This is a genomic window from Povalibacter uvarum, assembly GCF_014202975.1.
GTDB classification, from domain to species: Bacteria; Pseudomonadota; Gammaproteobacteria; order Steroidobacterales; family Steroidobacteraceae; genus Steroidobacter; species Steroidobacter uvarum.
Genome location: NZ_JACHHZ010000001.1, coordinates 979,727 through 992,699 on the forward strand (window position 1 = coordinate 979,727; position 12,973 = coordinate 992,699).

The 12,973-nt window shown below is 62.4% G+C and carries 10 protein-coding genes; 7 read left to right on the plus strand and 3 right to left on the minus strand.

Features of this window, described 5'->3' with window-relative positions:
- Positions 1–114: 114 nt before the first annotated feature.
- On the minus strand, positions 115–1,992 hold the full coding sequence (locus tag HNQ60_RS04215) for an outer membrane protein assembly factor BamB family protein (RefSeq protein ID WP_184329747.1): 1,878 nt from the start codon (positions 1,990–1,992) through the stop codon (positions 115–117).
- Between the two features lie 195 nt (positions 1,993–2,187).
- Here HNQ60_RS04215 and HNQ60_RS04220 point away from each other — a divergent pair, with 195 nt between their 5' ends.
- A complete protein-coding gene (locus HNQ60_RS04220; RefSeq protein WP_184329748.1) occupies positions 2,188–3,309 on the plus strand; it encodes a hypothetical protein in 1,122 nt (373 codons plus the stop codon).
- Between the two features lie 93 nt (positions 3,310–3,402).
- Here HNQ60_RS04220 and HNQ60_RS04225 read toward each other — a convergent pair whose 3' ends face one another.
- The gene (locus HNQ60_RS04225; RefSeq protein ID WP_184329749.1) at positions 3,403–3,702 is read right to left on the minus strand and encodes a hypothetical protein; all 300 of its coding nucleotides are present in this window, start codon (positions 3,700–3,702) and stop codon (positions 3,403–3,405) included.
- A gap of 282 nt (positions 3,703–3,984) precedes the next feature.
- Between HNQ60_RS04225 and HNQ60_RS04230 the strand changes: the two genes are divergently transcribed.
- From HNQ60_RS04230 to HNQ60_RS04250, 5 genes are all read left to right on the plus strand, one after another.
- Positions 3,985–4,536, plus strand: coding sequence for a LemA family protein (locus tag HNQ60_RS04230; protein ID WP_184329750.1), 552 nt, complete (start codon positions 3,985–3,987; stop codon positions 4,534–4,536).
- Positions 4,533–6,248, plus strand: a complete 1,716-nt coding sequence (locus HNQ60_RS04235) for a DUF2207 domain-containing protein (RefSeq protein ID WP_184329751.1) — start codon at positions 4,533–4,535, stop codon at positions 6,246–6,248. The genes HNQ60_RS04230 and HNQ60_RS04235 overlap by 4 nt, the downstream gene beginning before the upstream one ends.
- Positions 6,249–6,259: 11 nt before the next feature.
- Positions 6,260–7,717 (plus strand): decarboxylating NADP(+)-dependent phosphogluconate dehydrogenase, encoded by a 1,458-nt coding sequence (gene gnd, locus HNQ60_RS04240; protein WP_184329752.1) that lies wholly within the window; start codon positions 6,260–6,262, stop codon positions 7,715–7,717.
- Positions 7,718–7,884: 167 nt separating this feature from the next.
- A complete protein-coding gene (locus HNQ60_RS04245) occupies positions 7,885–9,138 on the plus strand; it encodes an oxidoreductase (protein ID WP_184329753.1) in 1,254 nt (417 codons plus the stop codon).
- A gap of 216 nt (positions 9,139–9,354) precedes the next feature.
- Entirely contained in the window at positions 9,355–9,981 is a 627-nt protein-coding gene (locus HNQ60_RS04250) for a hypothetical protein (RefSeq protein WP_184329754.1), read from the plus strand.
- Positions 9,982–10,065: 84 nt separating this feature from the next.
- Here the strand turns inward: HNQ60_RS04250 and HNQ60_RS04255 are convergent, their stop codons facing one another.
- On the minus strand, positions 10,066–11,808 hold the full coding sequence (locus tag HNQ60_RS04255) for a redoxin domain-containing protein (RefSeq protein ID WP_184329755.1): 1,743 nt from the start codon (positions 11,806–11,808) through the stop codon (positions 10,066–10,068).
- 173 nt (positions 11,809–11,981) lie between these two features.
- On the opposite strand from HNQ60_RS04255, the gene HNQ60_RS04260 reads away from it, so the two are divergent.
- Positions 11,982–12,968: a hypothetical protein gene (locus HNQ60_RS04260; protein WP_184329756.1), complete on the plus strand. Its 987-nt coding sequence runs from the start codon at positions 11,982–11,984 to the stop codon at positions 12,966–12,968.
- Positions 12,969–12,973 lie beyond the last annotated feature (5 nt).

Genomic DNA, 12,973 nt, shown 5'->3' on the forward strand with positions numbered 1-12,973 from the left:
GAGCGATGCGGCGATCCAGCGGCTTCGGTCCTGGGCCCGTAGATGCGTACGTTTCTATCAGCGCTACACGAAGTGGCGTTCTACATTGCGGGGCAAGGCTCGGAGTCTTCGCCGTCACTTCCTCTTCACCCTAAACCCCAACAACACATTCCCCGGCGGCTGCCTGAAACCGCCATAGCCCGATCCCACGAACAGCATGCCGTCACCCGCAAACACCGAGTGGCTATCGATGCCACCGCCCTTGCCGGGAATCCCATTCACAGTTTCGAAGTCGCGCAGCGTGTCGTATTGCCACACGATGTCGCCAGTTGCCGCATCGTAGATGTAGATGCGGCCGTCGAGCGCGCCAGCGACAACTGATTTGTCCACCACCAGCGGCGCCGCAGAAAGACCGTACTTCTCATGGCACAGGTCGTAGCGTTTGTCGCGACCATTCGAGCAGTCCGGCGTCACGGGTTTGCGCCACGCAACCTTGCCCGTATCGATGTTCACCGCGTTCATACCAGGTTCGGGCACATAGCTGCCCGCGGCTGCAAACGGATCGTTGATCGGCGCAAACACTCGCTCGTCATCGACGGCGATTCCCCAATGAATGCCGCCAAGCGGGGTGCCGTGTCCGAATGTCTGGCGCCAGAGCACGCGACCTTTGTCATCCGGATCGAGCGCCCAGAGATCGCCTGATTTCTGACCGGCGAGGAGAACGTCCTTGCCATTCGGACGCCGTGAGATGACGACCCCGGCGCCGAAGTCGTAGTCCTTCAGCACACTGTCTTCAGGCTTCGGGCAGTTCGGTCCGGATTTCGCAGAATCAGCCTGACAGCCGAGGTGCCACACGTCTTTGGCAAGCGCCTGGAAACTCCATTTGAGGTCGCCCGTCGCGAGATCGATCGCGAGAATCGCATCGCTCGTCGTCGTTGCAGGCAGCGATGTGTTCTGTCCCGTCGCTGCGTACGTCACGGATCGTTTCTCATCGACGGAAGGTGTCGACCAGATCGGCGCACCGGAAGGACCGCGCAACTTGACGCCGGTCGGGCTCGTCTTGCCGGTGTATTGCGCGTCCTCCATCGTGTGCGCAGTCCAGAGCTTGTTGCCGGTGACGGCATCGAGTGCGACGACAGCGCCGTGTCCAGTGCAGCACTCGAACGTCGGGTTCGCGCCGCTGCCCACACCTGATGATGAGACCGGGACGATCACGCGGTCCTTGTAGAGCACGGCGGCGCCGGTGATCTGACCTTGTTTGTCGTGTCTTCCTTCAGCCTTCCACAGCAGCGCGCCTGTCTTCGCATCGAGTGAGTGGATGTTCGCTCTGGCGTCGCCGAAGATGATTGCCTTCTTGCCGCTCGTGCCGAGTTCGCCGTACGAGACGGAGGAGCGCAACGGAACGCCTGCATCGTAAGCCCACTTCACACAGGCTGTACGCGTGTCGAGCGCAAGCAGTTTCCCAGCCTGGCCCGCGGAGAAGAACATCGTCGAGCCCACGATCACCGGCGACGCGCGCAGCGATGTGGTCTTCGGGAATGCGATTGCCCACGCCAGTTCGAGGTTGGGGAGATCCGCACTCTTGAGACCAGCCTGAGTCGCTGTGAGCCGCCGACTGTTGCGGTGATCCGTGCCGAACATCGACATCGACGCTGGCTGAGTCAGATCGACGTCGCGTGCGTCCGGTTTGCACATCATGCCGGCGACCCAATCCGCGGGCGCCGCATCGGGTGCTGCGAGATAGCCGAGGAGATCCGGGAACTGCTCCTTCGGAACGATCGCGCCTTGCTGCTGCATCACGCCTTCTGTCAGCACTTGCCGCAGATGCTGTGCATTCATCTGCTGCAACGCCGAGAGCGCAGGCGCACGCGTTGCCGGCTGCGCGTGGCATGCGGCGCAGTAGGTGTCGTAGACCTTCTTGCCGGGATGATCGGCCCGCAGTTCCTGAGCAAGAGCGGGCGCGATCGAGGCAGCGGAGAGGAGCGTTGCGAGCGCGATCGTTTTGGTTTTCATGTTCGGGTTTGTACAAGAAGTCCTGGTCCGCGCTACGACAAGAAAGGTCAGTGCCCGCTCGAGGGTGGCGCATCGCTAACCATCGATACTTGTTCATATTTGACGAACCTTCACACGGCCCGCGAATAGACTGCGCCCCGTCGAGTCCAGCGGATGGCCCGCTGACTCATCCCGATTCTCGTCTTGGGGGAGCGCATGAAATATCTGTCTCGCGCAAAGAGGATTCTGCAGGTCGGCAGCGTCGCTGTGGCGATCGCAGCATCGGCCACGGTCGCTACGGCGGCGGAGTGGTCGAAGCCGGTTCTGGCGAAGGGTTACAAGGTGCCGCGCACGGCCGACGGTCATCCTGATTTCCAGGGCAACTGGACCAACGCTTCGCTGACATCGCTCGAGAGACCGGCTCAGTTCGGCGATCGCCTCGTGCTCACGCCTGAGGAAGCAGCACAGATCGAAGGCACTGCGGCGGACCACGTGGAGAAGAATGCTCTGCCGACCGATCCGAAGCTCGGCATCCAGGATCTGCCGAAGGATTGCGGTTACGGTTTCTCCGGCACGAACTGCGGCTACAACAATTTCTGGGTGGATCGCGGCAGCCAGGTGACGCGCGTCAACGGCGAAGCGCGCAGCTCATTCCTCGTCTATCCGAAGAACGGACGTCTGCCTGCGGTGCTGCCGGAAGCGCGTCAACGTCTCGCGGCGAAGTCTGCAGCGTTCCGCAAGGGCGCGGGTCCGGTCGACGGTCCCGAGATTCGTTCTCTCGGCGAACGCTGCCTGATGTCCTTCGGTTCGAGCGCGGGCCCGCCGATGACACCGCAGATGTACAACAACACGTACACGATCGTGCAGAGCAAAGACACGGTCATGATTCTGGTCGAGATGGTCCATGACACTCGCATCGTGAAGCTCAATGCGGATCACGCTCCGGCCGGCATCAAGAAGTGGATGGGCGATTCAGTGGGCCGCTGGGAGGGTGACACGCTCGTCGTCGAGACGACGAACCTTCACCCGCAGCAGTCCATTCGCGGTGCGAACGAGAACGTGAAGGTCACCGAGCGCTTCACCCGCGTCGCTCCCGATCAGATCCTGTATCAGTTCAAGGTCGAGGACCCGACGGTCTGGGCCGATGTCTGGATGGGCGAAGAGATCATGAGCGCGACCAACGAGAAGCTCTACGAGTACGCGTGCCATGAAGGCAACTATGCGTTGCCGGGCATCCTGGCTGGCGCACGTGAGGAAGAGCGCGTTGCGGCCGAGAAGGGCCAGGCCCTGCGCAAGAAGACGGCCGCCGAGGTCGAGAAGGAACTGGAAGGCGAGTAAGTCTCGAGTCGATCGATCCCGAAACGCGCGGGCCTGGCAACGGGCTCGCGCGTTTTTTTCTTTTATGCGTCGGCGCGTTCCCGCCGTCGTCGTTTACCGATCTTGCGGCGTCGAGGGAGAACGCTTGTCGGGCTCGTCCTGGATCGGGCCTGCCTCGCCGATCGGCGGTGAAGCTGCCGGGGCAGGCGCTTCTGTCGAACCTTCGACCAGACCTTCGACCAGACCCTCGACTTGAGGCGCAACTGCAGGATCAGGGGCCGACGCGGCAGCGGGCGCGACCGGCGGCGCGACCTTGTCGGGCGGCGGTGGACTCGAAGGCGGAATCATCAGCGTGGCCGTGACCGCCACGATAGCGACCGCACCGAACGCCACGACAGCGAAACGATTGCTCACGAGCGATCTCCGTAGCTCACGGGTCCGAGTCCGAAGTCTGCGCTGTCTCAGGGGACAGAAGCCACCCTGAATTTGCGGTCCTGCTCCAGGGGATGGGCTTGGATATACTCACCTGCAAAATTTGCAGGGACAAGGGAGGCCTCGACCGTCATTCCCGCGAACGCGGGAATCCATCCGGTTTCAGGAAAGATGGGCACCCGCCTGCGCGGGTGCGACGGGGTGGCGCGACGCAAAAACACCACGCGAGCTGAGCATAATGCGCCACAACAGGAGGGGAGCTAAATGACTGCGATTGGGGTTGGCGTCGTCGCGCTGCTGCTGGTCTGGGCCGTTTTCGCTTACAACCGCCTGGTTCGACTTCGTAACCAGGTGCGCACGGCGTGGGCCGATATCGATGTCCAGCTCACGCGCCGTCACGATCTCGTTCCCCAACTCGTGTCCGCGGTCAAAGGCTACGCCGACCATGAGCGCGCGGTTCTCGACGCGGTGACGACGCTGCGTTCGCAGGCGATCGGACTCAACAGCCCTGCGCGACTTGCCCAGGTCGAGTCCGCGCTCGAGCAGGCATTGAGCCGGGTCTTCGCGTTGCGCGAGGCCTATCCCGATCTCAAGGCAAGCGAGAACTTCGCCCAGCTGCAGCGGGATCTCGTCGAGGTCGAGGAGCACCTGCAGTACGCGCGCCGCTTCTACAACGGTGCCGTCAGGGACTACAACGACACGGTCCAGCGTGTGCCGGACCTGATCGTTGCTCGCAGCGGCAACTTCCACGCCGCCGAGTTCTATCAAGCAAAGGATGAGGAGCGTCCTGCCGTGCGCGTGGAGGTGACGCAATGATTCGTTGCCTGGTAGTGCTGGCAGCCCTCGTCGCCAGCTGGACGACGGCGACCGCCGACGAGCGCATTCTTCGCTACGACATCGATATCCAGATCCGCGCCGATGGTGCACTGGATGTGGCTGAACACATCACGGTGAACGTCGAGGGAAATCAGATCCGGCGCGGCATCTACCGCGATTTCCCCACGCGCTATCGCGATCGCTACGGAAACAAGGTCGTCGTCGGTCTGGAAGTCCTGGGTGTCGAACGCAATGGGCAGGCGGAACCGTGGTTCACCGAGAACCTCGGCAACGGCGTTCGCATCAACACGGGCAATGATGATTTTCTGCCCGCGCCGGCCGAGCACACATTCACGCTGCGTTACCGGACGACGCGGCAGCTCGGTTTCTTCGAGAATCACGACGAGCTCTACTGGAACGCGATCGGCACGGGCTGGATTTTTCCGGTCATGACCGCGCAAGTCGAGGCGCGCTTGCCTGCGCCCGCACCGAGCAGCGAGATGAGTGTCGAGGCCTACACAGGCGTGCAGGGCGCCAAAGGTCAGAACTACACAGCGCAGATCGTGCAGGACGGCGTGGCGCGCTGGAACCTGAGGCAACCGCTGGCGCCCTACGAAGGATTGACGATCGTTCTCACCTTCCCGAAGGGAATCGTGGCGCAGCCTTCGAGCACCCAGCGCGCTGCGTGGTTGTTGAAGGACAACGCCGGTGTGTTGATCGCACTGATCGGCACGATCCTCCTCATCGTCTTCTGTGTGCGCGAATGGCGCCGTGTAGGACGCGATCCGAGCAAGGGCATCATCATCGCGCGCTATGAACCACCGGAAGGCTTCAGCGCGGCGAGCCTTCGCTACATGCAGCGCATGAGCTACGACAATCTCTGCTTCTCAGCGGCCGTGCTGACCCTCGCGGTGTCGGGATGTCTGCGGATCGTCAGGGATTCAAAACTGTTCAAGGACGAATGGCGGCTCGAGCGCGAGCCGGGCGCCGCATCGGGCGCCGAGAACGAGAAGCTGCTCAGCCGGCTCTTCCGCGGCACACAATCCCTGGTGTTGAAGAACACGAACGCATCGACGGTCTCCGGCGCGATGGCGGCGCATTCGAGTGCGCTCAGCCGCGCAATGAAGCCGAAGTATTTCCAGCTCAATGGTTTCAGTATCGCCAAGGCCGTCGGCATCGCGGTCATCACGTTCGTCGTTGCGTTGATGGTGGCGCAGGGCGCGGGCATCATCGCGATCGTCGCACTGTGTGTTCTTTCGGTCGTGACGGTCATCGTCTTCGCGTTCCTGGTGCGTGCGCCGACGATCGAGGGCAGGAAGCTTCTCGACGAGATCGAAGGGCTCAAGCTATATCTGAGTGTCGCGGAACGCGATGAGCTCGCGCGCGTTAGTGGGCCTGGCGAACCGCCAGCGCTGGATGCGAAGCGCTACGAAACCCTGCTGCCTTACGCCGTGGCGCTCGAAGTCGAGGAGGCGTGGACGAAGAAGTTCACACTCGCCGTGGGTGCTGCCGCTGCGGTAGCAACGGCAAACAATATCGGTTGGTATCGCGGTGGTAATGTCGGTGACCTGGGCAGCCTGTCGCGCGCCGTCGGCAGCAGCCTGAGTTCCCAGATTGCGTCGTCAGCCAGCGCGCCAGGTAGCTCGTCAGGCTCCGGCGGCGGCGGTTCTTCGGGTGGCGGCGGTGGTGGCGGTGGTGGCGGCGGTCGATAGTGGAGCGAGCGATGACGAATGCAGTGGCGGATGTCGGACTGATCGGGCTGGCGGTGATGGGCGAAAATCTCGCGCTCAACATGGAGAGCCGCGGCTTTCAGGTGGCGGTCTACAACCGCACGACGGCGCGAGTGGACGATTTCATCGCCGGCCGTGCCGCCGGCAAGAAGTTCACCGGTGCGCATAGTCCGCAGGAACTCGTCGCTGCACTGAAGGCGCCCCGGAAGATCGTGATGCTCGTAAAGGCGGGCAAGCCCGTCGATGAGCTCATCGAACAGTTGCTGCCGCTGCTTTCGCCGGGCGATATTCTCATCGACGGCGGCAACAGCCTTTTCACCGACACGATCCGGCGCACGCGCCGCGTCGAGGAGGCGGGGATGCTCTTCGTCGGCTCCGGCGTATCCGGCGGCGAAGAAGGTGCCCTGAACGGACCGTCGCTGATGCCGGGCGGCAGTCCGGCGGCCTGGCCGCACATCAAGCCGATCTTTCAGGCCATCTGTGCGCGCACGCCGGAGGGCGATCCGTGCTGCGACTGGATGGGCGAGAACGGCGCCGGGCACTTCGTGAAGATGGTGCACAACGGCATCGAGTACGGCGACATGCAGCTCATCGGCGAAACCTACGACGTGATGAAGCGCGTGCTCGGCATGAACAACGAAGAGATGCACGCCGTCTTCGCCGAGTGGAATCGCGGTGAGCTCGACAGCTATCTCATCGAGATCACGCGCGACATCCTCGCGTTTCGTGACTCCAACGGCGAAGCGACAGTTGACGTCATTCTCGACGCGGCCGGCCAGAAGGGAACCGGCAAGTGGACCGTCGTGGAAGCGCTCGATGAGGGGGTGCCGCTCACGCTGATCGGCGAAGCTGTATTCGCCCGCTCACTGTCGGCCGAAAAAGAAGCCCGCGCAAAAGCGGCGCCGCAACTGAACGTCGCAACACCGTCCTACCAGGGCGATCGCAAGCGCCTGGTCGACGACCTGCGTCAGGCGCTGTACGCGGCGAAAATCGTGAGCTATGCGCAGGGCTACCTGCTGCTTCGCAGCGCAGCGAAAGCCTATCAGTGGAACATCAACTACGGCGGCATCGCGCTCGTCTGGCGCGGCGGCTGCATCATCCGGTCCGCCTTTCTCGGCGACATCAAGAAGGCATTCGATCGCAATCCGCAGCTCGACAACCTGCTGCTGGACAACTTCTTCAAGGATGCAGTTGTCGGCAGGCACGAAGCCTGGCGCCGGGTGATCGTCGCAGCCGTAGAAAGCGGCATTCCCGTGCCGTGCCTGAGTGCTGCACTTGCGTATTTCGATGGCTATCGCTCGGGCCGCCTCCCCGCAAACCTGCTGCAGGCCCAGCGTGACTACTTCGGCGCCCACACCTACGAGCGCGTCGATCAACCCCGCGGCAAGTTCTTCCACACCGACTGGACGGGACACGGCGGGGCGACGACCTCGCGTTCATATAGCGCCTGAGTGCTCCGTCATCCCCGGGTTCGCGGGAATGACGGGGCGGATTACGTCATATCCATTCTGACTAACCGCTAACCGCCAACCGCCAACCGCTTCCTCTAGCTCTTTCGTACCATTCTCGCGTTTCCGCACGTGGCCGAGCATTGCTCCAGTCCCGCCCCGGAGCGCTCATGGAAGCAGTCGACAGTCCGCTGTTCAGGCCGGTCAGTATCGGCAAGCTGACGCTGCCGGGCCGTCTGATCAAGACCGCGACGGCGGAGACGCGCGCGAGTCACGATGGCTTCGTGACGCCGGAGCTTCTGCAGTTCTACATTCCGATCGCGCAGGGCGGCACGCCGCTCATCATCACCGGCAACATCTATGTTTGCCGGGCAGGGAAGTCCGCCCCGCGACAACTCGGTGCGGACGATGACGACAAGATCCCCGGACTCAAGCAACTCACTGATGCAGTCCATGCGCATGGGGCGCGCATGTTTGCGCAGATCAATCACTGCGGCCGGCAGGTCGTGCCGGACTTCGCGGGACTGACCGAAGCGGTTTCAGCTTCCGCTGTCAAAGAGCTTGTGACGGGAACGTTGCCGCGCGAGTTGTCGCTCTCCGAAATCGAGCGAGTGATCGCCAACTATGCAAGTGCGGCGTGGCGCTGCAAGCAGGCGGGATTCGATGGTGTGCAGATCCATGCGGCCAACGGCTATCTCATGAGCCAGTTCCTCACGCCGCACACGAACCGCCGCACGGACCGCTACGGCGGTTCGTTCGACCAGCGACTCAGCATGCTGCGCGATGTGTTTCGGGCGATACGCGCGCGAGTAGGCCCGGATTTCCCGATCATTCTCAAGATGAACGGCAGCGACGACCTGCCGCTGCGCCATGGATTGAAGACGCCGGATCTCGTGCGCATTGCCGAAGCGATGGCTGCTGAGGGTGTCGACGCAGTGGAGATTTCCGTCGGTCACTACGAGTCCGGAATGCCGATGGTCCACGGCACGTTCGGCAGATGCCTGCGCAACATGACTCAGGGCGGCATGCGCTATCTGCCGTTCGTTCGGCGCTGGGGCTTCCGGATCTTCTGGCCCGTACTTGCCTTGCTGTTCGATCTGCTGTGGCCGAGGCGCGAAGGTTTCAATCTTGCGTACGCTCGTCAGTTCCGGCGGAAACTTTCGATTCCCGTGATCTGTGTCGGAGGCTTCCGGACGCGGGCTTCGATGGAGGCTGCGATCTCGGATCAGGGATGCGACATCGTATCGGCGGGGCGGCCCTTCCTGGCCGATCCGCTTTTCTATCGCCACATACAGCGCAATGAGCCCGGTCCGCGCTGCCTGGATTGCAATGCATGCATCGGGCATCTCGGCGCACAGCCTGCCGACTGCTATCACCCGACTGTGCGGGCGCAGAAGGACGCGATGCTCGCCCGCCTGCTGTAGAGATCGCGCAACCTGCGACAGGTAGGAGCACTCACCGCCGAACGCTAGTGCACATTCCTGACCGGGTTTGAGAGATCGCCGTACATTCCACGACGGACAAAGCAGGTATGCTGCAAGCCCGCCTTCGTCCGTTCGGGTTGATCAGCCTTGGAATCCCCAATTTCGTCTTCGGCGCCGTCAGTTACCGCACGGCCCGCGCGGTCCTTTTGTACCTGCGTGCTCCTGCTCGCCACCGGGCTTGCGTTTCAATCGGCTCACGCAGAGGGCGGCCGCGACAACGTTCGCCTGAGCTGGGGCCATTCGTCCGAGACGGATCTCACTACCGCTGTCTGGGGGGACTACGAGGCCTCGGAGGAAGGCGAGTACATGATCGCCGGCAGCTGGGGACGCCAGCTCAGTCCCGCGATGTTCGGCTGGCCGATTGAACTGACCGGCAACGTGGGATTGCAGTGGGTCAACTCGCACGGCCTGCAGGATGACGGGTACGGCATCAACGCTTACATCAAGGCCCACTATTCGTGGCGCCTGCCCTGGACGCAGAAGCGCGTGCGCTTCGGGCTCGGCGAGGGACTGAGTTATCTAACGGAGATCCCGCTCGCCGAGCAGCGCGACTTCCTCAAGAAGGGCGAGGACGTCACTTCCGAGAAACTGATGAACTACGTCGAGTGGACCATCGACGTCCCTCTGCGCCAGTTCGGCCCGCTCGACAACCTCATCAGCAAGGAGATCGACGAAGTCTACTTCGGCTTCTTCATCTTCCACCGCTCGAGCGTCTTCGGACTCTTTGCCGAGACGAAGGGTGGAATCAACTTCATGGGGTTTGGGTTCGAGGCGAGATACTGAAGAGGCGGTGAGCCATGAACGACGAGCTGTGAGCCAGAAGCAGGAGTTCGTCCTTATGGCTCATCGCTCGCCGCTCGTCGCTTCCTAGCTGGCTTCGCTGAACAACTCCTCCTGCGACGGCTCCTTCTTCTTGTCGTCGTCGGAATTGTCCTCCTTCACGTTCCGATACCGGATCACTCCGAAGACCATTTCGTCCCAGGTCTGTTCGCCCCAGGTAACCGTGCGGTTCGGGTCGGGGTTCGCTTTGTTCTGCGAGGAGTTGTCGAATACCTGGGTGTAGATGATCTTCGTGCCCGCCGGAACGGTCAGCGGTTTCACCAGGTCGTAGGTCGATTGCCAGTTGAAGTCGTAGTTGGGGACGTTCAGCAGCATTTCTTCGCGGCCGTCGGGGTACTTCGCCAGGAAGCTGGCTGACTTGCCGCGGAAGTGCGCGTGCGGGTGGAGGCTGAACAGGACAGCGTCCTGATCAAGGACGCGTTCAGCTGTTTCGGTGTGCACCTTCGTGTTGGACGGAATCTTCAGGCGCGGCTGCGCGAAGATCAGGCTGCGGAAGTTGTACTTCGGCGGTTCCTTCATGAAGTACAGGCCGAGCTTCGTCACATCCGTCAGCTCCTGGCCGTTCGGCGTGAAGTGCATCTGGAAATGAATCGTCGTGCCGGCCTTCAGCAGAATGCCGTTCTCCGCGGGGATTTCCAGCGGCTCGGCGCCGGGCACATAGTTGTAGAGACTCGTAGCGCCGCGGCGCTCACCGCCCGCGGACGCGATGATGTGATGGAGCACGGCGCGCTGGCCGGGCAGATAGTCGATTGCGCGGATCCAGACATCGTGATCGAGCGGATTCTTCACCTGCACCATCTGGTACGGGATGACGCCTGTCGCCGGTGTCGTGAACGCCGGTGTTTCAATGATGAGGTCCGGTTCGCCGAGCGGCCAGGCCGGCCAATCCTTGCGCTGCGCCTTCAGCGGATCGGCGCCTTCGCCGCGCGGGGCACCGGCTTCGATCCAGTGAACGAGCGTGCGTGCCTCTTCGACACTCAGGCCGCGGTCGTTGCTGAAGGTGCTGTAGTGAGGATCGGCATGCCACGGGGGCATGCGCTGTGTACGAACGACTTCGCGGATCATCGGTGAGAAGCCGCGCACCATCTCGTAGCTGCTCATCTGCCACGGACCGATACCGCCTTCGCGGTGGCAGGCGACGCACTTTTCCTCGAGCATCGGCGCAATGGTCTTCGCATACGAGATCTTGGCGTGCTCACTCACGCGTGCGCGCTCTGGTAGTTTGATCTCGCAGCCTGTTGCAGCGGTGGAGGCCGCTGGCTTCTGACCGGCGATCACCGCATCCACTGCACCGGCGATGCCTGCGGGAGCGCCGTGATACGCGACTTTGAAGCCCTTCGTGTCGATGACGACGGCTTCGCCATTGCGAGTGACGCCGAGCGCTTCTGCAATGATCTGCGTGTCGTCGACAAGAACAGGAAGCGTGATGCCGGCGGCTTTCGTCTTCTTGACGATCGCCTCGCGCGAGTCGGAAAGGTTCGCGTTCAGCAGCAGGAATTCGACATTCGGATATTTGCCGCGCAGGCCTTCGAGTGCCTTCGCTGCATCCGTCGATGCGTCGCAGCCGTTGCCCTGCGTCAGCAGTACGACAGCCTTCATGTCCGAGAGATAGTAGAACTCGCGCGAGACACCCTGGTGATCGGTCAGGCGGAAGTTGTCGACGACGTCGCCCGTCTGCAGCGCGAGAGCCGCGCCAGAGAGCAGACTCGATGCGCAGAACAGACTCGACGCGGTCAGCACAGTCGCCACGTGCCTGTGAATCGATGACATTCCAGTAGCCCTCACAAGGTCTTGTTGTGTTCGCAATGATCGAAAGCGTGCCTCAGAGTTTGCGCTCCGTGCGAGGGGAGCAGTGCAAAGGTTTGTAATGGCAGGTGGTTCCCGAGGGAACACCGGACGGTGTGCGTCGTACACTTGCGCAATGCCAGCGATTAGGGGATGAGATGAAGTCGCGCGTAACGATATTGCTGTGGATGTTTCTGCCGGTTGTTGCGTCCGCGGCTGATTACAAGGCTCCGCGCCTGCCCGACGGAACGCCGGACCTGCAGGGTGTGTGGACGAATGCGACGCAGACACCGCTCGAGCGGCCCGCGGAGCTGGGCAATCGCCGCGCACTCACCGAAGAGGAAGCGATCGCCATCGAGAAGAAGGCTCGCGGTGCAGTGGCCGCCGATGCAGCACCGAGTGATCCCAGCAAACAGATCGAGGCCGGCGCGCTTCCGCCCGTCGGGAACTACAACCTGTTCTGGACGGATCGCGGGATGACCGCGGCCGTCATCGATGGCGAGTACCGATCGTCGATCATCGTCGATCCGCCCAACGGAAGAATTCCGGTGCGCAGCGACGGCAGCAGTCGCCTTGCAGCTCGCATGCGCGGTGAGTCGGCAGCTGACGGACCGGAGCAGCGTCCTCTCGGTGAACGGTGCCTGCTTTCGTTCGGTTCGTCGGCAGGGCCGCCGATGCTGCCGACGATGTACAACAGCTACTACCAGATCGTGCAGTCGCCCGGGCACGTGATGATCCTCGTGGAGATGGTGCACGACGTACGGATGATCCGGATCGGCGGCGAGCATCCGCCGGCATCCCTGCGCAAATGGATGGGTGATTCGATCGGCCGCTGGGAAGGGGACACGCTCGTCGTGGAGACCACGAACTTCCGGCCGGACCAGAGTTTTCGTGGATCGAGCGAGAACGTAGTCATCACCGAACGCTTCAGGCGCGTCGCTGCCGACAAGATCGACTACCAGTTCACGATCGAGGACCCGACGGTCTTCGGATCGAAATTCACGGGTGAGCTGCCTTTCATCGCCGCGGACGTGAATATCTACGAATACGCGTGCCACGAGGGCAACTATGCGCTGCCCGGAATTCTTGCGGCCGAACGCGAGAAGGAGAAGGCGGAAGCTGCCGCGAAGCAGGCGAAGAAGTAGCATCG

Bases quoted from the DNA above. Each gene is read 5' to 3' on its own strand.
- HNQ60_RS04220 (WP_184329748.1), top strand. From the start codon at position 2,188: ATGAAATATCTGTCTCGCGCAAAGAGGATTCTGCAGGTCGGCAGCGTC.
- HNQ60_RS04260 (WP_184329756.1), top strand. From the start codon at position 11,982: ATGAAGTCGCGCGTAACGATATTGCTGTGGATGTTTCTGCCGGTTGTT.
- gnd (WP_184329752.1), top strand. From the start codon at position 6,260: ATGACGAATGCAGTGGCGGATGTCGGACTGATCGGGCTGGCGGTGATG.
- HNQ60_RS04255 (WP_184329755.1), bottom strand. From the start codon at position 11,808: ATGTCATCGATTCACAGGCACGTGGCGACTGTGCTGACCGCGTCGAGT.
- HNQ60_RS04230 (WP_184329750.1), top strand. From the start codon at position 3,985: ATGACTGCGATTGGGGTTGGCGTCGTCGCGCTGCTGCTGGTCTGGGCC.
- HNQ60_RS04235 (WP_184329751.1), top strand. From the start codon at position 4,533: ATGATTCGTTGCCTGGTAGTGCTGGCAGCCCTCGTCGCCAGCTGGACG.
- HNQ60_RS04245 (WP_184329753.1), top strand. From the start codon at position 7,885: ATGGAAGCAGTCGACAGTCCGCTGTTCAGGCCGGTCAGTATCGGCAAG.
- HNQ60_RS04215 (WP_184329747.1), bottom strand. From the start codon at position 1,992: ATGAAAACCAAAACGATCGCGCTCGCAACGCTCCTCTCCGCTGCCTCG.